Here is a 24,814-nt window from a genome sequence, read left to right as displayed (position 1 = left end):
GCTCATAAAACCTGGCGAAGCGTATCACACACCCGTTCTACCTGGGCCTCATCCATCACCCCGGAGAAAGGCAGCGCCAGCCCGCGCTCTCCCAAATCCTCCGTGACCGGATAATCCCCCGGCTGATATCCAAACCGTTCCACCATGTAGGGCTGCAGGTGAATGGGCAGGAAATACGGGCGCACCGGAATACCCCGTTCAGCCAGCCGCTGAGCCACGGCGGCGCGGTCAATCCCGCGCGCCAGCCGGATGACATAGACGAACCACGATGGGCGGGTGGTGGTTTCCTCCAAAGCGGGCGGTTCAACCCCTGCAATCTGCACCAGCCGCTGATGGTACCAATCGGCCACCCGTTGGCGTTTGCCGAGCAATTCTTCCAGCCGGTTCATTTGCGCGATGCCCAGCGCCGCACTCATCTCATCCAGGCGGTAGTTGTAACCAAGATAGGTGTGCTGCAACCAGGTATCCCCCGGGGCGCGCCCCTGATTGCGTAACGCGCGCATCAACTGTCCGGCAGAGTCATCATCGGTTACAATCATTCCGCCCTCGCCGGTGGTAATTTGTTTGTTGGGGTAGAAAGCAAACACGCCGTAATCACCCAGCGTGCCGGCTTTGCGGCCTTTGTACTCGGCGCCCAGCGCCTCGCACGAATCCTCAATCAGGCGCAGGCCGTATTGATCGGCGATGACCCGCAACAGGTCGTAATCGGCCGGCTGACCGAATACATCCACGGCTAAAATGGCTTTCAATTGTCCATTGGGATGAGTGTGGAGACCGCGGCGCGGCAGCCAGCGCTGAGCGGCTTTACCGCCCTGCATCAAATCACGGGCTGCTTCGGCAACCAGGGCCGGGTTGATATTACCGCTGCGTTCCTCAACATCCACAAAAACCGGCACGGCATTTTCAAACAACAGGGCATTCGCCGAGGCGACGAACGAAAACGGGGTGGTGATTACCCAATCACCGGCTTGAATACCGGCTGCCCGCACGCAAAGGTGCAGGCCGGCCGTGCCGGAATTTACCCCGATGGCGTGACGCCAGCCGGTATAGTTGCAGAAGGTTTGCTCAAAGGCTTCAATTTGCCCGCCCATGCTCAGGTGGGGGGTGTTCAGCACATTCAATACCGCCTGCCGTTCGGCATCGGTCAAATCCGGGGAGGACATGGGGACAATCGGAGGTGGATAGGGGCTCATGCCAATGATTTTACCGCAAAGTGACGCAAGGGAAGAAACCAACCTTTGAGAAGGATTTTCTTCGGAAGGCGTGGGCTAAAAGCCTCCGGCTGGCTGGGCAGGGGAAATTGCCGCGCTGCCTGACGGCGGCTTGCGGTGACGTTAATGTCACCCTGAGCAAAGCAAAGGGTCTCCCGCCCTCCAACCTCCGCAACGGCTTTGCGGAGATTGCCACGCTCGCTGCGCTCGCTCGTGGTGACGTTAATGTCACCCTGAGCGAAGCGAAGGGTCTCCCGCCCCCCAACCTCCGCAACGGCTTTGCGGAGATTGCCACGCTCGCTGCGCTCGCTCGTGGTGACGTTAATGTCACCCTGAGCGAAGCGAAGGGTCTCCCGCCCTCGAACCTCCGCAACGGCTTTGCGGAGACCGCCGCGCTCCGCTCGCTCGCAATGTCAGGTCGAGCCTCAGCGACACTTGCACCGCACTGCGTACGGTGCAGTGCAGGTGGACATCTCCCCCCTTGCCCCCGCAACAACCTTGCGGGAGACCGGCGTTTTCCCCGGCAACACCGCCGCCCTGACAATTTCGTAAACCCGTCCGCAGCCCGCAGTGGCTTGCCCGCTCTTTGAGCCTGTGCTAAACTGATAACATGTCCACTTCCGACTCGGCTTTCGAGGAAGTCTTTCGCGCGCTGGAAGAAGGCGACCGCCAGCGGGCGCGCGACCTGCTCACTCGCCTGCTGCGCCGCGACCAGTCCAACCCGCAGTACTGGCTGTGGATGAGCGCAGTGGTGGAAACCCGCAAAGAACGAATTTACTGCCTCAAAGAAGCGCTCAAACGTGATCCCAACAATCAGGCTGCCCGGCGCGGGCTGACCCTGCTGGGCGTGCTGCCGCCCGACCCGGCCCTCATCGTCCCGCCACGCCTGCAACGGCGTCAGTGGCAGGTCAAGATCGAAAAACCGGCCGTCCAGCGCCCGCCAATTTCCTACAAGCGCCTCGCGCTTTACGGGCTGGCAGCCGCGGCGGTCATTGCCATCTTCCTGCTGGTCTTGTTCGCCCCGCAGCTGCTCCGTCCGCGCGAAATCAGCCAGCGTCCAACCATCTCCTTCCGGCCGGTCATCGCCGAAACCAGTCAGCCGACGGCCGGTCTGCCAACCCTCACCCCAACCCTGCGGTTACCCACTCCGCCGTGGGAAGGTTTACAGGCCACCTACACCCCCACCGCCGCCTACGTGCGCACTCCCCACGCCGTCATTGAGGCTTACGCCATCGGTCTGCGCGCTTTTGAGCGCGGCGAGTGGGCGCGCGCCGCCCAATACTTCCAGCAGGCAATCGAAGCCGACTCCACCGCCCCCGACCTGTACTACTGGCTGGGAGAAGCCGAGCGCCGCAGCGGACAAATCGGCGCCGCGCTCAACGCCTACAATCAAGCCATCCGCGCCAGCCCAAACTTTGCCCCGGCCTTTTTAGGGCGGGCGCGCGCCGGGCTGGCGGGCAGCAATCCCAAAATCGAGGACATCCGCAAAGACCTGCAAACCGCCCTCAGCCTAGACCCCAATCTGGCCGAGGCCTATCTGGAACTGGCGCAACTCGACCTGAACGAAGAACGCTACGAAGCCGCCCTCCAAAACCTCGACCGCGCCGCCGAACTGCTGCCCGACTCCCCGCTGGTGTACGAATACCGCGCCCGCGTTCTGCTGGCACAGGGGAACGCCGAAGCCGCCCTGGCCGATGCCCAACGCGCCAATCAACTCGATTTAACGCTCCTGCCGGCTTACCTGACACTGGGTGAAGCCCAACAGGCTAACGGGCTGTACCGCCAGTCCATTGAGCCGCTGGAGATTTACGAACGCTTTGCCCAGCCACCCGAACCGCGCGTGTATGCCCTGCTCGGAAAAGCCTACCTGGAAAGCGGCGAGGAAGAAAAAGCCCTGCGAGTCTTTGACGAAGCCCTGCGCCTTGACCGGCTCAATTTTGAGGTGGTCATGGAACGCGGCAAACTCTACTTGAATCGCGGAGATGCTCAGGCTGCCCTCAGCGACTTCAACCGCGCCCTGACCATCCGCCCGCGCTCCTTCGAAGCCGCCCTGTGGCGCAGCCGGGCATTGCTGGCGCTGGAAGCCTACGGAGATGCCTACATCCAGCTCAACAAAATCGAAGGCGATGCGGTCAGTAACGAACGCAAAGCCCAGCTGTACTACTGGCGGGCAATTTCCCTCGAACCGCTCAATGTGCGGGCTGCCATCAACGACTGGCAGCGCCTGCTGGAACTGGGCGAAGAGGTTGTGCCGGCCGAATGGCTGGAGCAGGCCCGCCGCCAGTTAAGTGTGCTGGTCACCCCCACCGATACCCCTCCGCCCACCCGCACCCTTACACCCACCCCAACCCGCCAGCCCACCCGCACACCAACCCCCACCCGAACGCCGCCTGCCACCCGCACGTTTACACCCCAGCCGGCTTCTCCAACCTCACCTCCTCTTTCCACCCCCTGACCTGTGCGCCGTCTCGAAACCATCCTGCTGGTCAAAAATCGCCAATTGCGGCGGACAGCCCGGCGTACCCGGCTGCTGAACGGAGCGCGCCGCAGTCTGTGGGGGCTGCTGGCAGCCGGCTTGAGCCTGTTGGGCATGGCGGTGCTGGGGTTGTCCTTCTTCTACGCCCAATTGAGCGCCAGCCTGCCCTCGGTGTACGCGCTGGAAAGCCTGCTCGACCCGAACGACGGCGCACTCACCCGCCCAACCCGCCTGTACGACCGTACCGGGCAGGTGGTGCTGCTCACGCTGGAAAATCCGGGAATTACGCGCCGTTACCTGTACCTTAACCCGGCCCACGGTGAGGCTTTCAGCCCGCTGCTGGTGGAAGGAGTTGTTGCCCTGTTCGACCCGCTTTTCTGGCAGCGCAGCGGCGTGCGTTGGGACCACCTGGACGACCCCCGTCCTGTCACGCTGGCCGAGCGGCTGGCAGAGGACTGGCTGATGCCGCCGGATGAGCCACCCGGCTGGCAGCGCACCCTGCGCCTGCGCCTGCTGGGCGATCAAATCGTCAACGCATACGGAAAAGAGCAGGTGCTGGAATGGTACCTGAACAGCGCTCCCTTCGGTCACCTGACCTACGGGGCCGACTCGGCTGCCCAGGCTTTTTTGGGGAAACCCGCCAGCGCGCTCAACCCCGCCGAAGTCGCCCTGCTGCTGGCAGCCCTCGAATCACCCGCTCTCAATCCGCTGGATGCACCTGCCGCCGCGCTGGAAAATCAGCAAACCATCCTGCTGCGCATGCTGGGGCTGGGACTGCTCGATCAACCAACCTACCAGCAGGCCCGGCAGGCATGGCTGGAATTGCGCGCACCGCTGCCGGTCGAAAGCCGGGCGCCGGCCTTCACCGCTCAGGTGATCAACCGCATTGCCGAATGGCTCGGTCGCAGCCGATTGGAGCGCGGCGGACTGCGCATCATCACCAGTTTGGACGCCGACCTGCAAAGCCAGGTCGTGTGTACCATGCAATCCCAACTGGCACGCCTGAGCGATCCGCCAGCTGCTCTTTCCGGCGAGTGTGAAGCCGCTCGCCTGTTGCCGGCCCTGCCCCTGCGCACCCCCCGCTCCGCCGGTGTGTGGCAGGCCAGTGCCGTGATCCTCGACCCGCTCAACGGGGAAGTGCTGGCTTTCAGCGGGGATACCTCGCCAGCGGGGGAAAGTTCTCAGCAAAGCCCGCACCCGCCCGGCAGCCTGCAAAATCCGTTTCTGGCGCTGGCCGGTTTTGCGCGCGGCCTCTCCCCGGCTACGCTGGTGTGGGACATTCCGCTGACCGGCGAGGGAGAGACCGCTGATGAGCCGCCGGAGGAGTACGATGGGCCGCTGCGCCTGCGCAGCGCGCTGGTCAACGATGATTGGGCCGCTTTGCGAACCGTCTATGCTCAAATTGGGGCTGCCGCGCTGACCGCCACCGCTCACAACCTGGGCATCGAACAGTACCGCCTGCCGGTTGAAGAAGACACCCTGCTCAGCGAGGGTGAGCCGCTGCCCCTGCTGGAACTGGCCCATGCGTACAGCGTATTTGCCGCCTCAGGCACGCTCAACGGCGTGGTCAGCGATGAAACCGGCCTGCCGCAGCCGCGCTGGGTGCTGCGGGTGGAAGATTACAGCGGCAATCCCCTTTCCATGCCGGAACAGACCGCCAGCCGCACGGTGGTCAGCGCTCAACTGGCCTACCTTGTCCACCACGTATTCAGCGACGAAGCCGCCCGCTGGCGTACCCTGGGCTACCCCAACCCGCTGGAAATTGGCCGCCCGGCGGCGGCAAAAAGCGGACAGGCCGCCGGCGGACGTTCGAGCTGGGCAGCCGGCTACACCCCGCAAGCAGTGGCAGTCGTCTGGCTGGGCAGCGAGGTTGCGGATGCCCCGACGCCGGGGGCTTTCCCGGCGGCCGGCATCTGGCACGCCTTGATGCAATACCTGCACCGCAATCAGCCGGTGCAATCGTGGCCAATGCCGCCGGGTGTCGTGCGGGTGGAAGTCTGCGATCCCTCCGGTTTACTGCCGGGAGATGCCTGCCCCAGCCGGGTAAACGAGGTCTTTCTGGAAAGCAATCAGCCCGGCGGAATCGATTCGCTCTACCGCCGTTTCCAAATCAACCGCGAAACCGGTCGGCTGGCAACCGTCTTCACCCCACCTGAACTGGTGGAAGAACGCGTTTTTCTGGTGGTGCCGCCGCAGGCTCAGGCGTGGGCGCGGACGGCCGGTTTACCCCTGCCGCCCAGCGAATACGATCTGGTTCAGCAGCCCTCTCCCAACCCCAATGCTCAAATCAGCCAGCCGCGCCCCTTCAGCGTGGTGGGCGGTCAGGTAGAAATCACCGGCAGAGCCGCCGGAGAGGCATTTGCATCGTACAGCCTTCAGGTCGGGCAGGGGATTAACCCCACCGCGTGGATCAGCATTCAAGAAAGCACCACTCAGCCAGTGGAAAACGGCCGGCTGGCCGTCTGGGATACGCGCAATCTGGAAGGTCTGTACGTGATCCGCCTGCTGGTGGTGCGCCGCGATCAGCGCGTCGAGACCAGTCTCTTGCAAGTCACCGTGGATAACACGCCGCCGCAGGTACGCATTCCCTACCCGGTGGAGGGTCAGGTATTTACCGGACAGTCCACCATTACCCTGCAAGCCGAAGTCAGCGATACGGTTGGGCTGGCACGGGTGGAATGGCGGCTGGACGGTCGCATCATCGGCGAGACCAGCCAACCGCCCTTTGCGCTGGTGTGGGACGCCCGCCGCGGCGAGCACCGCCTCGAAGTCATCGCCGTGGATCTGGCCGGCAACCAGACCGTATCCGAGCCGGTTCAATTCCGGGTACGCTAATCCCAAAGCAAGCAATTTTACGTTCCGGAGAGAAAATTTGAACGAAGAAATCGTCCGTCTATCGGCATCGGAACTGGCCCGGCGCATCCGCCGGAAGCAAATTTCCGCGCGGGAAGTGATTGAAGCCCACCTTCTGCGCATTGAGCAGGTCAATCCCGGCTTAAATGCGGTGGTTGCTCTGTCGGCTGAGGAAGCCCTGGCGCAGGCAGTAAAGGCGGATGCAACCCTGGCACGCGGCGAAGCCGTTGGCCCCTTGCACGGCGTTCCCTTCACCGTCAAGGACTGGATTGATGCCGCCGGCCTGCCCTGTACCGGCGGAGAAGCCCGGTACAAAAACCGCATCCCGGTCAGAGATGCCAGCGTGGTGAGCCGGATGCGGCAAGCCGGCGCCATTTTGCTGGGAAAGACCAATGTAATGGTCGAGAACGAGGTGTATGGCCGCACCCACAACCCCTATAACCCCGCTTACAGCCCGTGCGGCAGCAGCAGCGGCGAAGCCGCCATCATCGCCGCCTGCGGCAGCCCGCTGGGGCTGGGCTCCGATTCGGGCGGGAGCATCCGGCAACCGGCTCATGCCTGCGGCATAACCGGCTTGAAACCCACCACCGGCCGGCTGCCGTTGACCGGTCATTTTCCGTTCATCAGCGCCATGAACGATCCGCGCACCACCATCGGCCCGATGGCGCGCTTTGTGGAGGATCTGGCGCTGGTGCTGCCGGTTCTCAGCGGGGTGGACTGGCAGGATGCCAGCGTCATTCCCATGCCGCTGGCGGACTGGCGGCAGGTAAAAATTGACGGTCTGCGGGTTGCTTTCTACACTCATCACGCCGAAGCCGAACCCACGCCCGAAACAGCAGCCGCCTGTCGGCGTGCCGCCCGGCTGCTGGCTGAACACGGGGCACAGGTCGAAGAAAACCTGCCGCCGCGCATTGAAGAAGCCTACGAGATCACCCGTCAGTATTGGGCGCGAGTCGAATCCGAGGACGATGAGGAATGGGTCAGCAGCAGCCGTTCGCAACTGGATGGCGATGAAGTCGCCCGCCATTTGTTCATTTGGGATCGCTTCCGCCGTGCGATGATCGGATTCATGGCACGGCAGGACGTGATTCTGACTCCGGCAGCCGAATTACCCGCCCAACCGCACGGCCAACCGGAAGGGCGCATCCCCTATACCCTGCCCTATAGCCTGACCGGTTACCCGGCAGTGGTTGTCCGCTGCGCAACCTCGCCGGAGGGAATGCCAATTGGCGTGCAGGTAGTCGCCCGCCCGTGGCGTGAGGATGTGGCGCTGGCAGTGGCGCACCTGCTGGAGCAAACCCTAGGCGGCTGGCAGCCGCCCCCGTTGTAGCCAAAAGGCGCGTTTTCCGGTTGTGAATTGTGGGATTTTTCACCGCAACCAAAGCCGGAAGGCTGCTGCAACCGGCTGCTTTCCGCCATCGTCGAATCACTTTGCCCTCTGTTCGTCCGATGAAAAAAATTCAGCCCGCCTGTGGGGTAAGGCGGGCTGAATGGGTTGAACGCAACCCGTTTACATCCCTCAATCCCGCCGGTGAATGCGGATGTAGAGGAAAATTCCCAAAAAGCCGATTACCAGCCCGCTGATCGAAGCCGCATACGAAAGGAAACTCAGCCAGAAGGAGGTTTCCCAGATGCGTAAAATCATCAGGAATGGAGCAGCGGCGCCGAAGAACAACAACCCGGCGCCGATTGCCATCATTCCCTTTGGACCCAAGCGGAGCATCATCGTTGTTGATTACTTATACAGCCAGCACGCCGCCGTGTGATCGGGGCCGACTTCAAATTCGGGCGGCACGTTCACATCGCACTCCCCGCGGATGATGTGCGGACAGCGCGGATGGAAGCGGCAACCGGTCGGCGGTTTAACCAGACTGGGCGGCTCACCCGGCGGCACTTCTTTGAAGGTTTCTGCATTGCGTGCATCCGGGTCCGAAGTTGCCGCCAGCAGAGCGTGGGTGTAGGGGTGTTTGGCGTCCTGCAACAGGTTATCCACCGGCGACTTCTCCACAATCTGCCCGGCGTACATCACAAAAATACGCTCGGAGAAGTAGCGCACCGTCGAAAGGTCGTGAGTAATGTAAATCACACCCAGATTGTGCGATTCCTGCAAACCGCGCAGCAGTTTGAGAATTTCCACCCGCACCGAGGCATCCAGCATCGAAACCGGCTCATCGGCCACCAGCAGTTTGGGTTCGAGGATCATTGCCCGGGCGATGACCACCCGCTGCTGCTGCCCACCGCTGATCATGTGCGGGAATTTGGGCAGGAATTCTTCCACCGGCGTCATTTTGACTTCGGTCAGCACTTTATGAATGCGTTCCAGCCGCTCCTTCTTGTCGCTGATACCGGCAACGATCATCGGCTCTTCCAGAATGCGCTGGACGTTCATAAACGGCGGCAGAGCGCCGTAGGGGTCTTGCTGGACATAGCCGACCTGCCGGCGGTACCAGCGCAGGGTCTTGGCATCCATTTGACTGATGCGGTACTTGCCCTGAAAGACCACATCGCCCTCAGTGGGACGGTTGAGGCCCAAAATTGTCTTCATCAGGCTGGATTTACCGCAGCCCGACTCACCCACCACAGCCACCGCCTCGCCCTGCTGCAGATCAAAGCTGACACCATCCACCGCTTTGACATAACCGGCATGGCCAAAACCAAAGCGGCGCAGCTCGAACCACACCCGCAAATTTTGAATGGACAGCAGCGGAGCATTGCTCAGCGCATCGGCGCCGGACAAGGTTTCCTGTTGAACAACGGCATCTTGAACGGTCATGCTTAACTCCTTGCCTCTTTTTCGTACAACCAGCATTTGACCTGCCGGCCATCCGGGTGCTGGAACATGGGCGGGTCTTGATCGCATTTTTCAAAACGTAGCGGGCAGCGGGCTGCAAAGCGGCAGCCGGTCGGCGGGTTGATCAGGCTGGGCGGCTGACCGGTGATGAATTCCGGTTCAACCGTGCTACGCAGTTTGGGCACCGAGGCCATCAACTTTTGCGAATAGGGATGCAGCGGGGCGGTGAAAAAGCGGTGAGCATCGCTCAATTCCACCATCTGCCCGGCGTACATCACCCCCACCCGGTCGGCCAGTTCGCTGGAAGTGGCAATATCGTGGGTGATCAGGATGAAACTGGTAGCAATTTCCTTCTTGATGCGCTTGAGCAGGTTCATGATGTTTGCCTGGGTCAGCACATCCAGGGCGGAGGTCGGTTCGTCCAGAATGACCAGATCCGGCGCTGTGACCAGCGCCATGGCGATGGCCGCCCGCTGGCGCATTCCGCCGCTCAATTCAAACGGATAACGGGTCAGAAAGTCCACCGGCACACCCACCCGCTGGAACATGTTGGCAGCCTGCACCAGCGCTTCTTCCTTGCGGACGCCGTGATGCACCATCATCGGCTCGGCTACCTGATCGCCCACCCGCAACACCGGGTTGAGGGCATTCATGGCAGCCTGGGGTACCATCGAGATCTTCAGCCAGCGGATCTGCTGGCGGTATTCCTCGTCGGACATGGATATTAATTCCGTGCCGTTGAGAAAGACCTTGCCGGAGTAGGTATGCACATTGCGGGGTAACAAACGCAGCAGTGCCTTGGCCATGGAGCTTTTGCCGCAGCCCGATTCGCCGATGATGACCATCGCTTCGTTGGGGTTGAGGGTGAAATAAACCCCATCCACCGCCTGCACCACACCGCGGGTGGCCCGAAAGTAGAGTTTCAAATCTTCGACACGCAGTAATGTTTTTTCTGGCATGATTGTGCTAAACCCCCCGCAGTCTGGGATTGAAGATCCGATCGAGTGCAAAACCGAGCATCGAGAACGCCAGACCGGTGATCATCAGCAAAACCGCTGGCTGCAACACCCAGTAATAATGCCCGTTGAACAAAGCCCCCTGCGCTTGAGCATCGTTGATCACTTTACCCCAGGTCGGCAGCACCGGGTCGCCCAGACCCAGAACCGCCAGCGAGGCCTCCAAAAACACATAACTGGGGATGCCGATGACAAAGCCCGGAATGAGCACCGGAATCAGACGTGGAATCAGATAACTGAAAATGATGCGTAGATTTCCGGCGCCGTAGGAACGGGCTGCTTCGATATAGGGCGCTTCTTTAATTTGCAGGAAGATCGCCCGGAAGGTCTTAATCGAAGAAGAGAAAATACTCAAGGCAACTACCGCCCCAAGGATGACCCAGATCGAACGCGAATACAGCGTACCGATCATAATCAGAATCGGCAGCACCGGCAGCACCAGATTAACCTCGGTGATGCGCTGGATGACCTCATCCACCGCACCGCCGAACCACGAACCCACCGCCGCAATGATCATGCTCAACACGCTGGTGCCGAGGGCGGCCAGAATGCCGAATGACAGCGCAATTGGAGCGCCCCACAGCATCGCCACCATCAAATCACGGCGCAGGTGATCGGTACCGGCCAGCCCATGCACCTTGCCGTAAATCACCAGCTTGGCATCCACTTCGGCATTGGGTTCAAACAGCAGGGCTGAAATTTGCAGCTCATACTGTCCCTTTTGAATGGTGGGCGGCATCACGTCCGGTGTAGCAAACAGACCTTGTATGATGGTCATGTCCTTGATGCGCCGCTTCAACCGTTCATCCAGTTCAAAGCGGTACTGATCCGAACGGCGTACCGACATCTGGCTCATGCGCAATTCACGGCCGTCCGGCGTGACCCACTTCATGGTAATGTGGGGCTGCTTGACATCGTACTTGGAAGTGAAGAAGATGATCATTTCCTGCGGGAAGTCGTCATACGGATAGTCAAAAACATAGTGCATGATGACTTCCTGATTGCTGCCAACGGTCTGAATTTCTTTTTTAACCCGCTCATCATCGGTGGTCAAGATGATGGTTTCGGGCAGTTTCTTGGCCGAAAACCAGTTCGTCCACGCCGGGGCGGCGTTGCGCGGGTAGTCGCCCCAGATTTCCTCCCCACCGCGCCACATCCGAATGGCTTCGTTGTAAGGAATGGTTACCACGGCATACACGGCAAAGATGACCAGCAGCACAATAATCACCAGACCGAGCACTGCCGAGGGGTATTGGCTAATATCACGGAAAGTATTTTTCAGCGCGTTCATGCTTTCGGGCCCTCGCCTCCGACTTTGACACGCGGATCAACCAACGCGTAGATGAAATCCAGTAAAAACACCGTAATCGCCAGCAGGTAGGCGTAAATCACCGTTTCACCGACGATCACCGGCGTATCAAACAGGCCAATTGCCCGGTAGAACAGGCGTCCCAAACCGGGCCAGTTGAACACCGTTTCCAGAATAATTGCCCCGAACCACAAACCGATAATCAGCAGGGCAAAGTTGGTAATGATGTTCGGCATGGTCGGCCGCAGAATGTACCGACGTTCAATCATCTGGGATGACAGGCCTTTGGCCTTGGCCATCTCCACGTAATCTTCACTGGAAAAAATCAAGAAAAAGGTGCGCCAGCTGTAGATGGTGATGAAAATCGAGCTCAAGAAGATTGCCAGCGTGGGCAAAATCATGTGCTTGAGCAGGCTGAGCGCATAACCGATGGTCGTGTCCGGCACGGGAGCATCCACCATGCCGCCGTACGGCAGCACATTCAATACTGCTGCAAAAATCAAGATCAGAAAGATGCCGTAGAACCAGCCCGGTGCGGCCGAAGTCGGCGCCAGGGCAATCACCAGCCGGTCAAGGAAACTGCCGTAGTGGCGGGAAAGCCCCAGGGCAATGAACAGGGCAAAGAAGAACAGCAAGATGTTCGCCGTCCCAAACAGCACCAGCGTGGGTGGCAGGCGTTCCAGAATGATCAGGCGCACCTGCTTTGAGCCGCTGTCGCTGGTCAGGAACTGCGCACGCCCCAAATTGAGGGACATGGCATCGGTCAAATACGTAAAACTGCGCAGAATGAAAGGACGATCCAACCCCAGCCGGTCTTCTTCAATTTTCACCATGTCGTTGATGTATTTTGCGCGCTCTTCGGCTGGCAGGCGGCGTAAATCCTGATTCATGCTGACCATCAGCGCAACCCGTTCACGGATTTCGCCGCGGCGAATGTTGTCTACTTCTCCCCCCATATTGGCAATGATAATGGTCAGATAAACACCGATAACGATGGTCACACCCAGGGTAAGGATTTTAACGAGCGTGTACTTGGCTAATCTGGATAAGGTGCTGGCTGTGGCTTTCTTTTCAAGGGAGGATGGGGAGGCCGTCACAGGGGACTGAGTCGCTTCCGTCATACGAATTCATCATCCTTTTTGAGGTAGGAGAGGGGCGAGGTGTTTCCCTCGCCCCTCCATTTGACTTTTCGGATAAGCCCTTACGGGGCGGTCACAAACTGGAAGGAGGCGAAGGACGGCACAGCAACCCGTTTGGAAACCACCACCACCTCAAGGCGGGTGGTGCCTTCCGCCAGTTTGCCGGTGTCTTCACCGCTCAGATTGACCTGGAACAGGCCGTCTTCCACGGCTTCCGCCTGACCAACCAGTACCAGTTCACCGTTGGCATCGAAGACCAGATATTTGACATTGTCAATATCGGCCAGCGGGTAGGGCTGCCCCTCGAAGTCCACGAAGACATCGAACGAGGCTTCGCTACCGGCGGTCACGCGGTCGTCACCATCCACTTCCACCTCGGCGATTGGCGGAGCGGAGAAGCGCAGCCATTTGTCGGCCGGTTCAGAGTAACCGTTGTAGCGGCGCAGCACAACCGTACCTTCCACCGGGAAGGCGCGTTCCAGATAGAACACATTCGTGCCGATCCAGAAGTGACCGCGCTGGCGGAACCACTCGGCCAGATTGGCGTAGCGGGCAGCTGCTTCGTCGGCGCTGACATACTCACCGAGGGTCGGAGCGTAGGGGATGAACCCTTCACTGCTTGCCTCATCCAGTTTGGCTTTGAGGATGTCAATGGTCGGGCCGGAGATGTAGGACAGCCATTCGACCTGCAGTTCATCAGCTTTCGCAGCCGAGAAGGCGGCTTCACCGGCGCCGTCGGCTTTCAGGCCGATGGCCAGAGCATGCCAGGCCGCCTGACCCTGAGCGTAGAACGGCCACCAGTCGCTCACGTTGAGCTCAGCATCCAGATTCCACAGGTCGGAGTAGGTCTCGATGACCAGCGGGTCGGTGGAGACGATCTTGACGCCCTTGAAGGACGACAGGAAGGACTCCAGGGTCGGCACCTGAGAAGCGTCGTAGTAGGGGCTGGCTTCCTTACCAAGATCAAAGGTGAGAATCATGCCCATCACCACATCGCCCACGGAGAAGGGGCTGCCATCGTGCCATTTGACCTTTTCGTACAGGTCAGCCGGGTAATAGACTACGCTCTTGCGCAGGGCGGTAGTGCCTTCGGGGAATTTCTCAGCCACGGTGATGAAGCGCTGCTGCTCGGCATCCCAGTCGGCCCAGGCGTCGCCCGGTACTTCGATGGACGGAGCAAATTCAAGCGTCAACCAGTCCAGGGTCTTGCCAACCGGCAGGCCCTCCTGAACCACCACTTCGGCTTTCTCAATGCGGTTCGGGTAGGTCAGACCAGTGAACGGATCGTACACCTGGCCGTATTCGCCCGTGCCACGAATCAGCATCTGGTCGTAGATCCAGTTGGTACCGCTGAGGGCGTTCCACGGCTCGACGAGGATGCTGGGCATGGCGACGGTCACGGAGCCGCCCACTTCACCTTCGCGGCGGATGGTGTACGGCCACAACTGCGAGCCGTAAACAGCGCCGTAGAGGTCGGAAGCCACTTGCAATTCAGCCCGCATGGGGGTGATGCTGGCGCGGTCGACCAGCCAGACGCGCACCGAGTCTTGCAGCGCCAGTTCGAGCGCTTTACCCATCAATTGGGTGCGCTCTTCAATGGTCTTGTAAGCGCGGTTTTCCAGGTCGAGGGCGACTTTGTCGAATTCCTCGCTGGGGGTGTAGGCCTGCCACAACGGCTGCGGCAAACCACGATTGGTGTAGAAGAACGAGAAGTTGTCACCCAGGTCGCGCGGTACAGCCGTGGTGATCCAGCCGCCGGTGTAGACGTGCCATTTGCCGTCATTGGGATTACCGCGGATCCAAATTGGCGAGGCTTCGGCGGAGGTCTTGTAATCGCGGGTCACGGTGAAGCCAATATCTTCCAGTTGATTGGCGACGTAATCACCAACCTGGCGGCGTTCGTCTTCAACACGGATCAGGACGATGATTTCAACCGGTTCGCCGTTGTACTGCCACTTGCCGTCCACAAGTGTCGCGCCCAATTTTTCCATTTCCGCAGAAATGACTTGCTGGGCTTTTTCTTTGTCGTAGGCGTACTTCAACTCAACTTTGCGCACGACTTCCGCCAGGCGGGCATAGTCCGAAGAGGCCACGTTGAACGGTGTGTAGCGCGGGACACCCAGACCCTTCATGATTTCCTGCACGATGTAGTCGCGGTCAACCAGCCAGTTCATCGCCTCGCGAACGGCCGGCACGGCAAAGGGGTTAAGTTTGCCGGTGCCTTCGAAGATGGGGCCAGCCGGGTTGAAGGTCAATTCGTTGTAGGAACCGAACGTGCGCTCCGATTTGAGTTCGGGGCTGGCGGCAACCTTGGCGGCCACTTCCGCATTGCTGACGGTGAAGGCATACAGATCAATGTCCTTGTTCTGTAAGCGGGTTACCGCCGCATCCGCACTCGGCTCCTCAACGACGACGATGGTGTCCACCCAGGCACCGTTGCGGTCAACGCGGGTGGGTTCGGGGGTCACGACGACTTCAACGGTCTTTTCGACCTCAACCGTCTTGACCACTTCGACTTCTTCCGTCACCACCTGGGTCACCACCTGAGTGCCCTGCTGGCAGGCCGAAAGGACCATGCTGGCAATGACCAACAGTCCAACGACCAGAAGTGTATAACGCTTCATGTTTCTCCTCCTTCTATATGGGATTTAGGATGATTGATCAGAGGCTTTCCTCCGATTTTGACGGCTCACAGAGTCTGCGGATTTGGACGGAATCCGCTGCGCATCTGTGAGTTTACAACTATCCTAATTGTAAATAAATCGGATGGAAAGTGCAAGCAATATAGCATAATCTGATGAGAGAGTCAAGAAAAACGGGTTGTTTTTGAACGTCAAATGAATTGATTAATCGGATGATTGGTTGTTTTGGAAGGGTTTTTGCCCCGCCCGCTGCGCAAACAATTCGAGGGAGATGTCGCCGTCAGGCGGCGCGGCGTTCATTGGATTAATGTCACCGCGAGCGAGCGCAGCGAGTGTGGCGGTCTCCCGCAGGGCCGTTCCATAACGGTTTACGTCACCGCGAGCGCAGCGAGTGTGGCGGTCTCCCGCAGAGCCGTTCCATAACGGTTTACGTCACCGCGAGCGCAGCGAGTGTGGCGGTCTCCCGCAGAGCCGTTCCATAACGGTTTACGTCACCGCGAGCGAGCGCAGCGAGCGTGGCGGTCTCCCGCAGGGCCGTTCCATAACGGTTTACGTCACCGCGAGCGAGCGCAGCGAGCGTGGCGGTCTCCCGCAGAGCCGTTCCATAACGGTTTACGTCACCGCGAGCGAGCGCAGCGAGCGTGGCGGTCTCCCGCAGAGCCGTTCCATAACGGTTTACGTCACCGCGAGCGCAGCGAGTGTGGCGGTCTCCCGCAGGGCCGTTCCATAACGGTTTACGTCACCGCGAGCGAGCGCAGCGAGCGTGGCGGTCTCCCGCAGAGCCGTTCCATAACGGTTTACGTCACCGCGAGCGAGCGCAGCGAGCGTGGCGGTCTCCCGCAGAGCCGTTCCATAACGGTATACGTCACCGCGAGCGAGCGCAGCGAGCGTGGCGGTCTCCCGCAGAGCCGTTCCATAACGGTTTACGTCACCGCGAGCGAGCGCAGCGAGCGTGGCGGTCTCCCGCAGGGCTGGGGGGGACCCCCGCCAGCGCTGGCAAGTGTCGCTGCTCTTGGGGTGATATTAAGTGGTATAGGGCGGCGCTAGCGCCGCTGCATTCGGCTTAACACGAGCAAACTTATCCCAACCTCAAGTTATTCTCTGGGCTGAAATCGCGGCTTCAAACCCGTCCGCTCACCGGTTATCCATTGCCCGGCAGCAATACAGCCGCCGAAAGCGGCGGCAGAGTCAACCCGCGCAAGCGCCCCTCTCCAACCGCAGCGCCTCCCTGCCCGATTGCATTCCGAAAAGCCATCCCCTCCGGCAGAACATCCGTTACCGGTAAATCCAATTCAAACGAAGCAGCCGCCGAGCGGTTGATGACGATGACCGCTGCCTCCCCTTCCTGCTGCCGCAGGTAAACCAACACCTGTCCGGCCGCATACAGCACCTCAAATGAGCCGTGACGCAGTACGGCATGTTGATGGCGCAGGCCGGCCAGCGTCCTGTAAAAATCGCGCAGGTCGTTGTCCCAGCGGTTTTCATCCCACGGGAAAGCGCGCCGGCAGTCGGGGTCTTTGCCGCCTTCCAGCCCGATTTCATCGCCGTAATAAATACAGGGTGCGCCCGGATAAGTGAATAAGAACAGCGCCGCCAGCCGTTGCAGCCGCTTATCTCCCCCGGCGATGGAAAGAAACCGGGCGGTATCGTGGCTATCCAGCAGATTCAACTGGGACTGCACGGCCGGGCGGGGATACTTCTTCAACAACGCCCTGACGTTTTCGGCAAACCGATCCGCCTGCGGCGTAAAGTACTGCGGGCCGTGTTCGTACCAGTGGCCGACCAGTTCCTTATCCATCTTCTCGCCGCCGAAGAATCCCCAGCAGGCGTAGGTGAGCAGGTAATTCATCACCCCATCGAACTGATCGCCCTGCAGCCAGCGCTCGGCATCCCACGGGATTTCACCGGTGATGTAGGCATCGGGATTGGTCTGCTTGACCACCTGCCGAAATTCCTGCCAGAAACGGTCATCATCCACGCAGAAGGGCACATCCAGCCGCCAGCCGTCAATGCCCTGTTCCAGCCAGTAGCGCGCCACATCGAAGATGAAACGCCTGACCTGCGGATTTTGATGGTTGAACTCCGGCAGAGCCGCCAGCCCCCACCAGCAGTCGTAGTTGGGTTTGCCCTGGTAAGCGTTCAGGGGAAAACCCTTTACGCGGAACCAATCCAGATAGGGTGACTGCGCCCCGCATTCCAGAATGTGATTGAACTGGAAGAACCCACGGCTGGCGTGATTGAAGACGCCATCCAGCACAATTTTGATGCCTCGGCGGTGGGCTTCCTTTAATAAGCGCCGCAGGGCAGCATCTCCACCTAACAACGGGTCAACCCGAAAATAATCGTGGGTGTGGTAGCGATGATTGGAAGCCGATTGGAATACCGGCGTAAAGTAAATGGCGTTCACGCCCAAATCCTGCAAATAATCCAGTTTCTCCGCCACACCCAGCAGGTCACCGCCTTTGAAGCCGTGAGGGGTCGGCGGAGCGTCCCACGCTTCGAGGTTGTTCGGCTTTTCCAAAATGGGGCTGGCAGCAAACCGGTCTGGAAAAATCTGGTAAAAGACAGCGTCTTGAACCCACTCGGGTGTGATAAAAGAAGCGGTCATCCTTCCCTCTCCTTCCTTGATAAACACGGGGATGGGTGGATTTTACCATCAAACCGGCACTCTCCCGACGGTGAACTGCCCCTGTTGTGCCCCTGCCTCCCCGACGGCTCTGCGGGAAATTACCACACAGCCTGAGGGCGGCTCACAATGACATGTCCTTATTCACGTCACCCCGAGCGTGAGCGAAACTCGCCACTGCAGGGGAATCTCCCGCCCTGCCCCAAACAGACCTGATTCAGGAAGAACGTCCCCAATTTTTTATTTAATTCGTAATTAACAGACAATCTCAAAAGAGTACAATAAGAATCACCTTCACCCTGTTTTTTCCCATCCCATCAAAACTTAAGGAGGAAAGAAATGCGTAAGAATCGTTTCGTTCTGGTGTTCGTGTTGGTGCTGGTTGCACTGCTGGCGGCTCAATGCGCCCCGGCGGCAACCCCCACCGCCCAACCAACCGGCAAGACCTACAAACTGGCCGCTATCTTCCCCGGCGTAATTACCGATGCCGACTACAACACGCTGGCCTATGTGGGCATTTCGGAGCTCCAGAAAGCCACCGGCATTGAGACTGCCTACTCGGAAAGTGTGGCCGTACCGGATGTTGACCGCGTCATGCGCGAGTACATTGATGCCGGTTACAACATCATCTGGACGCATGGCGGTCAATTCCTGACCCAGACGGTTGATCTGGCCAAGCAGTTCCCGGATGTCATTTTTATCGGTGAAGGTGATGCTCCGGTGGCCGATGCTCCCGCCAATTTGTGGTTCATTGACCGCAACTTCCATGTCGGCTTCTACGGCATCGGCGCGCTGGCTGCCAAAGCCACTCAGACCGGTAAAATCGGTTATCTGGGCGGGTTAGCGCTGCCCTTCTCCTATGCCGAAGTCCACGCCGTTCAGCAGGCCATCAAAGACCTTGGGCTGGATGTGGAAGTCAAGGCCGTGTGGGCGGGCGATTTCAACGACCCGACCAAAGCCCGTCAGGTTGCTGATGCCCTGATTGCCGAGGGCTGCGATGTGATCATGGGCTCGCTCAATCTGGGCATGTTCGGTCTGTTCGAGGCGGTCAAAGCCTCACCCACCAAGGTACTGGTCACCGCCAAGTACACCGACAAGGCCACCTACGCCCCCGACAACTACATGACCTCGCTGCTGTACGACTTTGCCGGCCCGCTCAAGGATATTTACGCCAAAATCCAGGCTGGCGAAACCGGCGGCTATTACCCGCTGGGCTTTGCCACCGGCGTTGCCCTGCAAACCCCGCTGAAGAACGTTTCCCCCGAAATTCAGGCGGAAATGGACACGCTGCTGGCCGACCTGCGCGCCGGCAAGATCGAAGTGGTCAAAGATACCAGTGAAATCAAGTAAAGTGCTTTGCCGTTACGGCTTTCATCGTCCATAAAAATCCATACGGGCAGGGGTTCCAGCGCCTATTCTAACGGCAGGAACCCCTGCTCACACTCCCCTGCGGAAGACCTCGGCAGGCTGAGCGGACTTTCATTGGCACGTTAAGAATAGATGGTTTGGCAGCATCTGAATTCTTCATTCACGGCAAAGGGCAACGTAATAACCCTGCGGTGTCGTGTAAACGGTTTACGTCACCATAAGCGAGTGCAGCGAGCGTGGCGATCTCCCGCAAAGCCGTTGCGGAGGTTGGGGGAGAACCCCCGCCCGCACTGGCAAGTGTCCCTTTGGTCGGGATGACATGGAGCAGTTTACCTCGCCGCGAGCCGACGCAGCCAAGCCATCCGCCCTGTCCAGTAAACAGCCCCCGCAGGCCTGAGGGAAGGAGAACATGGAAAAACAACCGATTCTGGAATTAAGGAATATTCGTAAAACTTTCGATAAACTGGTGGCGCTGGATGATGTATCCTTTTCACTGCTGCCCGGCGAGATTCACGGCCTGCTGGGCGGCAACGGCGCCGGCAAAACCACCCTGATGAACATCCTCTACGGCCTTTACCGCAAAGATCAGGGAGACATTTACCTGAACGGCGAGAAGATTGAAATTCACGGCCCGCGGGATGCCCTCAACCGCGGCATTGGCATGGTACACCAGCACTTTTTACAAATTTCCAATTACACCGTACTGGAAAACATTGTGCTGGGCACTGGCATCACCCATCGTTACACGATGAAACTGGAACCGGAAACCAGAAAAGTGGAAGAATTGTGTCAACGCTTTGGGTTGCCGGTGGATTTGAATGCGGTCATCTCGACACTGCCGATTGGCACCCGCCAAAAGGTGGAAATCCTCAAAGCCCTTTACCGCGGCGTGAAGATTTTGATTCTCGACGAACCGACCACCAACCTGACCCCGCAGGAAGTGGATGCCCTGTTCGAATCGCTGCGGGTGATGGTTAACGACGGCCTGAGCATCGTCTTCATCACCCACAAACTGCGCGAGGTACTGAGTGTGTGCGACCGCATCACCGTGCTGCGCGAAGGGCGCAACATCACCACCCTTGACCGCAAAGACGCTTCGGAAGACGTCTTCGTGCGCGCCATGGTCGGCGAGCAAATGAACATTGAAAAGAGCGTTTATTTTGCGCGCGACACCAAAACTTTTGGCGAGGTGGATACCACCGCAGCCCCCATCTTGCGTCTCAGTCAGGTCAACCTGATCAGCAAAGAGGGTGTGCCGCGTCTCAAAGATGTTTCCTTTGATATCTTTCCGGGGGAAATTTTTGGCATCGCCGGCGTGGCGGGTAATGGTCAGCGCGAACTGGCCGAGGTGGCTGCCGGGATTGTGCCGCCCACCAGTGGCAAGATCGAACAAAACGGCAAAGACGTCACCGGTTTGCCGGTCGCTGAACGGCTGCGCCGCGGCCTTTCCTACATCCCCGAAGACCGCCTGCACGACGGCTTTTTGCCCAAAGCCAGCGTTGCCCAAAACCTCATTCTGGGGGTACACCGCCAGCGCCCTACAGCGACGGCCGCTTCATCAACTGGAAAACGGTCTACCAGAAAACCCGCGAGCAGATTAGCGAGTACAACATCAAAACCGGCGGACCGGAAGAACCCGGCGGCAATCTCTCCGGCGGCAACATTCAGCGGGTGATGATTGCGCGCGCCTTTTCGATGAACGCCGATTTGCTGGTCGCTCACAACCCCACCCGCGGGCTGGATATTCCCTCGATGGACTTTGTCTACCAGAAAATTCTGCAGCGCAAAGCCCAAAAACAAGCCACCTTGCTGATCTCGGAAGACCTGGACGAATTAATGCTGCTCAGCGACCGCATTGCCGTGATCTACCGCGGCGAAATTCTGGGCATCCTGCCGCGCGAAGCGTTCGATAAATACGCCATTGGCCGGCTGATGAGCGGTATCCGCTCGACTGAACCGGCAACCCCGTGAGTGAGGTAACAATGAAGGCTCTTGGACGAACCATCCTCCCTTATCTAATCGCCATTGCCGTGGCCTTCGCAGCAGTGGGCATCTTCATTGCGGCGATGGGTTTTGACGTGGGGCGTGCCTACCAGACCATCCTGCTGACCTCCTTCCGCACCCCCAACGGCTTCATCCAGACCCTGCTCAAATTCATCCCTCTGACCCTGCAAGCGCTGGCTTTTACCGTCCCACTGACCGCCGGTAAATTCAACATCGGCGGCGAAGGTCAGATGATTGTCGGCGGGATCGCTGCTGCCGCGGTGGGGATTACCTTCTCCGACCTGCCGCCGGTGCTGCTCCTGCCGATGGTCATTCTGGCGGGGGTGCTGGCCGGGGCGTTCTGGGGACTGATCCCGGCCTGGCTGCTCTACCGCTTTGGACTGAATGAAATTTTGACCACCGTCCTGCTTAACTTCGTATCCTTTGCGGTAATTGATCTGGTGGCTACCGGCCCGTGGCGCGATACCACTGCCGGGCACCCCACTACCATCCCCATCGGGCAAGGCGGCTGGCTGCCCATGCTGATCAACAACCCGCCGCTGCACTCCGGCATCATCCTGGCGGTACTGGTGGCAGCCGGCATCTACATCTACACCAGCCGCACCACCGGCGGTTACGAACTGGTTGCCACCGGTGCAAATCCGCGCGCCGCCGAGGTGTTCGGCATCCATGTCGGGCGCATGTTCGTGTTCTCGCTGGTGCTGGCCGGAGCGCTGGCTGGGCTGGCCGGTTCCATTGAAGTCGCCGGCGTTCACCGCCGTCTGATTGAAGGCATGCAGTCCAACTTTTTGGTGCTGGGGCTGATCATCGGGTTAATCGCCCGCGGGAACAATCTGGCTGTGCCCTTTGTGGCGTTCTTCATCGCCGTGCTGGAAGTCGGCGCCAGCGCCATGCAGCGCACCCTGATGATCCCGGTCGAGATGGTCTTCATCGTCGAAGCGCTGGTACTGCTCTTCGTCCTACTTTCCGATGTGGTACGCAGGAGGTAAAACAACATGGAAACTCTGATCACCTTCTTGCGATTGGTGCTGCTTTCGATGGTGCCGTTTGTCCTGGCCAGCCAGGGCACCATGCTGGGTGGACGCACCGGCATTTTCAACGTGGCTCAGGAAGGCATCATGCTGCTGGGCGCATCATTGGGATTTCTGGTCAGTTATCAGGTCGGTAACAATTTTGTGGGTATGCTGGCAGCCATGGCGGCCGGCGCTGTATTTGGACTGCTGCTGGCTTACTTCACCACCACGTTGAAGATGAATCAGTTTTTCATCGGACTTTCGCTGTTCTTCATCGGGGTCGGCCTGTCCACCCTGCTGCCCAAGCTGATCATCGGCATCACCCTTTCGCCCCCGCTCATCCCCACCCTGCCGGAAGTGTCCATCCCCCTGCTGAGCCAGATTCCGCTGCTGGGGCCGATCCTCTTCAGGCAGAATGGACTGGTGTACTTTTCGATCGTGCTTTCCCTGTTGCTGTGGTACTTCCTTTATCGCACCCAGCGCGGGCTGGAATTGCGCGCCGTCGGCGAAAATCCCATGACCGCCGATAGTCTGGGCATCAATGTCGTGCGGGCGCGTTACTGGACTGCCATCCTCGGCGGGGCGTTGATCGGGCTGGCCGGGGCTTACCTGCCGATGGTGTACACCGGCACCTTCACCGAGGCGATGACGCGCGGACGCGGCTGGCTGGCGATTGCGCTGACCTTCTTCGGCGGCTGGAGTCCGCTGACCATTCTGACCGGCTCGCTGTTCTTTGCCGGGGTTGAGGTACTCGCCTTCCGCGCTCAGGTCATCGGGCTGGCTCTGCCCTATCAGTATCTGTTGATGGTACCGTACCTCGCCACCATCCTGATCATGATCCTCACCTTCCGTAAGGCGCGCGTGCCGGCTTTCCTCGGTCAGAACTACGACCGCGAAAAGCGCAATCTGTGAGCCATCTCGGCCGGGATGGCATGCAATCAAAGCGCATGGTTCCCGGAGGAACCATGCGCTTTTGGTTAACCTCAGGGAGTAGATACCGGCATTATCGGCTGGAAAGGCTCCATCATTAGCGTCCAGGTGTGAGTACCGGAACCGCCCTGCCCAAGGAAAGGTTTTTCCAGCATGTAGCCGATGTTTTGATCCGAAAAGCCCCAATCGAGGTAGAAAACCTCGCCGCGACCGTCCGCACCGCGATGAGTCATGCTGCCCGCCCCAACCAGAGGAAAATTGGCCGGATTTCGATCCGGGCAGGTCAACACACCGCTGCCCGACTGCCAGTTTTCCTCGATGATCAGGTGAACAATGCCGTTCTCACAATACCCGCTGGCGCTGGCGATCATGCTGCTTTCGCCGGACAGGCTACAATCCCCTACCGTGCCGTTGATGGTTACCGGCAGGGTGACGGGATTTTGTGATTGAATTATCACCTGTGGCTTATCCTCGCTCACTTCCAGCAGCAATACACCGTCGCCCAGGGTATGATGAAGAGAAGCCCCGGCGGCGTTAAAGTCAATATCCGCCGAAAACTTGAGCGAAAGCAAACCAAACCGGCCGGGGCATTCGGCCAGATTCATCCCCTCCGGAACCGCTTCAGGCCGACTGGTTGGAACGGCCGTCTCTGGAACGGGAGATGATTCGGTTATCCCCTCACCTTCGTCCGAAAATGTAACGTCATCCTCCGCCGGCTGTGACGGTTTACAAGCGCCTGCATAAATCAACAAACCGGCCGCCAGCGCCCATGCAAAAATCCGAACCCGCCATTTCATCATCCCCTCCTCTCTCCACAAACCAACCCACAACTTGATCATACAACTTTTTGAAAGAAACACAAATACGCAGTTGTCAAATTAAGACTTAAGAGAGAGTTGAAAAATCAAGCGTAATACGCCGAGCAGGCTGTTTGAGGGGTGGAAAAGCCGCACCCGATGGGGTATCCACCCTAAAATAAAGGGGCTGTGTATCTTGATTTGACCTCTTCACTTCCATTTTTTCTGGATTTTTGACCACCAGCGACACTTCACCCTCCGCATGGGAGTTCACCCTTGGATGGCGGCCCCAGCCGGGGTTTTGAACCCGACGCCAAACAGGAGCTTGACCATTCGTTTCAAGTTGAGCGCTATCGCCGTCAAAAAGGCTTGCACCGCAAAGCCCATTTTTCCCAAATACCGGCAGCGTCCCAACCCATGCCACTGTTTGGCTTCCCCAAATTTGCGTTCGATTTTGTAGCGCTGTTTCAAGCCTTGACGGTACGGTTGGGTCTGCTCCAAGGCCAGCCAGCTGTCTTTGTTGGCGTCTTTCTTCTGCGTGCGCGTCTTTTTCAAGCGAATTGCCGAGTGTAAGCCGTGCAGTTCTAAATAGAAGTGATTGTTGCCGTCATCATAGCCTTTATCCGCCGCATAGGTCTC

At 59.2% G+C, this 24,814-nt stretch carries 19 protein-coding genes; 8 read left to right on the top strand and 11 right to left on the bottom strand.

The features are described from left to right. Nucleotides 1-2 precede the first annotated feature (2 nt). Complete coding sequence (locus AC812_RS09525) at nt 3-1,193, bottom strand: DegT/DnrJ/EryC1/StrS family aminotransferase (protein WP_061913184.1); 1,191 nt, start codon at nt 1,191-1,193, stop codon at nt 3-5. A 628-nt stretch (nt 1,194-1,821) separates the two neighbouring features. Here AC812_RS09525 and AC812_RS09515 point away from each other — a divergent pair. The 3 genes from AC812_RS09515 to AC812_RS09505 are packed head-to-tail and all read left to right on the top strand — an operon-like array spanning nt 1,822 to nt 7,870. Further along, nucleotides 1,822-3,666 (top strand): tetratricopeptide repeat protein, encoded by a 1,845-nt coding sequence (locus tag AC812_RS09515; protein ID WP_062158876.1) that lies wholly within the window; start codon nt 1,822-1,824, stop codon nt 3,664-3,666. A 3-nt stretch (nt 3,667-3,669) separates the two neighbouring features. Beyond that, nucleotides 3,670-6,522 (top strand): penicillin-binding protein, encoded by a 2,853-nt coding sequence (locus tag AC812_RS09510; RefSeq protein WP_061913181.1) that lies wholly within the window; start codon nt 3,670-3,672, stop codon nt 6,520-6,522. A gap of 37 nt (nt 6,523-6,559) precedes the next feature. Then, complete coding sequence (locus AC812_RS09505) at nt 6,560-7,870, top strand: amidase (protein WP_061913180.1); 1,311 nt, start codon at nt 6,560-6,562, stop codon at nt 7,868-7,870. Between the two features lie 189 nt (nt 7,871-8,059). Here the strand turns inward: AC812_RS09505 and AC812_RS09500 are convergent, their stop codons facing one another. The 7 genes from AC812_RS09500 to AC812_RS09470 all read right to left on the bottom strand — a co-directional run bounded on the left by AC812_RS09500 (nt 8,060) and on the right by AC812_RS09470 (nt 18,045). Continuing rightward, nucleotides 8,060-8,266, bottom strand: coding sequence for a hypothetical protein (locus AC812_RS09500; RefSeq protein WP_061913179.1), 207 nt, complete (start codon nt 8,264-8,266; stop codon nt 8,060-8,062). Between the two features lie 9 nt (nt 8,267-8,275). Continuing rightward, nucleotides 8,276-9,313, bottom strand: coding sequence for an ABC transporter ATP-binding protein (locus AC812_RS09495; protein WP_082148886.1), 1,038 nt, complete (start codon nt 9,311-9,313; stop codon nt 8,276-8,278). A 2-nt stretch (nt 9,314-9,315) separates the two neighbouring features. Continuing rightward, nucleotides 9,316-10,290, bottom strand: coding sequence for an ABC transporter ATP-binding protein (locus tag AC812_RS09490; protein ID WP_061913178.1), 975 nt, complete (start codon nt 10,288-10,290; stop codon nt 9,316-9,318). A 7-nt stretch (nt 10,291-10,297) separates the two neighbouring features. Then, entirely contained in the window at nt 10,298-11,638 is a 1,341-nt protein-coding gene (locus AC812_RS09485; protein WP_061913177.1) for an ABC transporter permease, read from the bottom strand. After that, a complete protein-coding gene (locus AC812_RS09480; protein ID WP_082148885.1) occupies nt 11,635-12,777 on the bottom strand; it encodes an ABC transporter permease in 1,143 nt (380 codons plus the stop codon). The genes AC812_RS09485 and AC812_RS09480 overlap by 4 nt, the downstream gene beginning before the upstream one ends. An 80-nt stretch (nt 12,778-12,857) precedes the next feature. Beyond that, nucleotides 12,858-15,419, bottom strand: coding sequence for an ABC transporter substrate-binding protein (locus AC812_RS09475; RefSeq protein WP_082148884.1), 2,562 nt, complete (start codon nt 15,417-15,419; stop codon nt 12,858-12,860). Between the two features lie 1,159 nt (nt 15,420-16,578). After that, the gene (locus AC812_RS09470) at nt 16,579-18,045 is read right to left on the bottom strand and encodes a glycoside hydrolase family 13 protein (protein ID WP_061913176.1); all 1,467 of its coding nucleotides are present in this window, start codon (nt 18,043-18,045) and stop codon (nt 16,579-16,581) included. Nucleotides 18,046-18,402: 357 nt separating this feature from the next. Between AC812_RS09470 and AC812_RS09465 the strand changes: the two genes are divergently transcribed. The 5 genes from AC812_RS09465 to AC812_RS09445 all read left to right on the top strand — a co-directional run bounded on the left by AC812_RS09465 (nt 18,403) and on the right by AC812_RS09445 (nt 23,360). After that, nucleotides 18,403-19,413, top strand: a complete 1,011-nt coding sequence (locus AC812_RS09465; RefSeq protein WP_061913175.1) for a BMP family protein — start codon at nt 18,403-18,405, stop codon at nt 19,411-19,413. A gap of 427 nt (nt 19,414-19,840) precedes the next feature. Then, entirely contained in the window at nt 19,841-21,106 is a 1,266-nt protein-coding gene (locus AC812_RS09460) for an ABC transporter ATP-binding protein (protein ID WP_061913174.1), read from the top strand. Next, nucleotides 21,103-21,402 carry a hypothetical protein gene (locus AC812_RS09455; RefSeq protein WP_169787284.1) on the top strand — a complete coding sequence of 100 codons (300 nt, stop codon included), beginning with the start codon at nt 21,103-21,105 and terminating at the stop codon, nt 21,400-21,402. Before AC812_RS09460 ends, AC812_RS09455 begins: the two co-directional genes overlap by 4 nt. A gap of 11 nt (nt 21,403-21,413) precedes the next feature. Continuing rightward, complete coding sequence (locus tag AC812_RS09450; protein WP_061913172.1) at nt 21,414-22,424, top strand: ABC transporter permease; 1,011 nt, start codon at nt 21,414-21,416, stop codon at nt 22,422-22,424. A gap of 6 nt (nt 22,425-22,430) precedes the next feature. Beyond that, the gene (locus tag AC812_RS09445) at nt 22,431-23,360 is read left to right on the top strand and encodes an ABC transporter permease (RefSeq protein WP_061913171.1); all 930 of its coding nucleotides are present in this window, start codon (nt 22,431-22,433) and stop codon (nt 23,358-23,360) included. Nucleotides 23,361-23,431: 71 nt separating this feature from the next. Here the strand turns inward: AC812_RS09445 and AC812_RS09440 are convergent, their stop codons facing one another. The 3 genes from AC812_RS09440 to AC812_RS09435 form a co-directional block, all read right to left on the bottom strand. After that, nucleotides 23,432-24,175 (bottom strand): hypothetical protein, encoded by a 744-nt coding sequence (locus AC812_RS09440; protein WP_061913170.1) that lies wholly within the window; start codon nt 24,173-24,175, stop codon nt 23,432-23,434. 88 nt (nt 24,176-24,263) lie between these two features. After that, nucleotides 24,264-24,425 carry a hypothetical protein gene (locus AC812_RS17595; RefSeq protein ID WP_157235443.1) on the bottom strand — a complete coding sequence of 54 codons (162 nt, stop codon included), beginning with the start codon at nt 24,423-24,425 and terminating at the stop codon, nt 24,264-24,266. Nucleotides 24,426-24,445: 20 nt separating this feature from the next. Then, on the bottom strand, nt 24,446-24,814 hold a 369-nt coding region (locus tag AC812_RS09435; RefSeq protein ID WP_062158777.1), incomplete at its 5' end, for a transposase.

The sequence above is a fragment of the Bellilinea caldifistulae genome, from assembly GCF_001306055.1.
Classification (GTDB): Bacteria; Chloroflexota; Anaerolineae; order Anaerolineales; family Anaerolineaceae; genus Bellilinea; species Bellilinea caldifistulae.
Note: the sequence above shows the minus strand (reverse complement) of the source record. Positions and strands in the feature narration are given on the sequence as shown.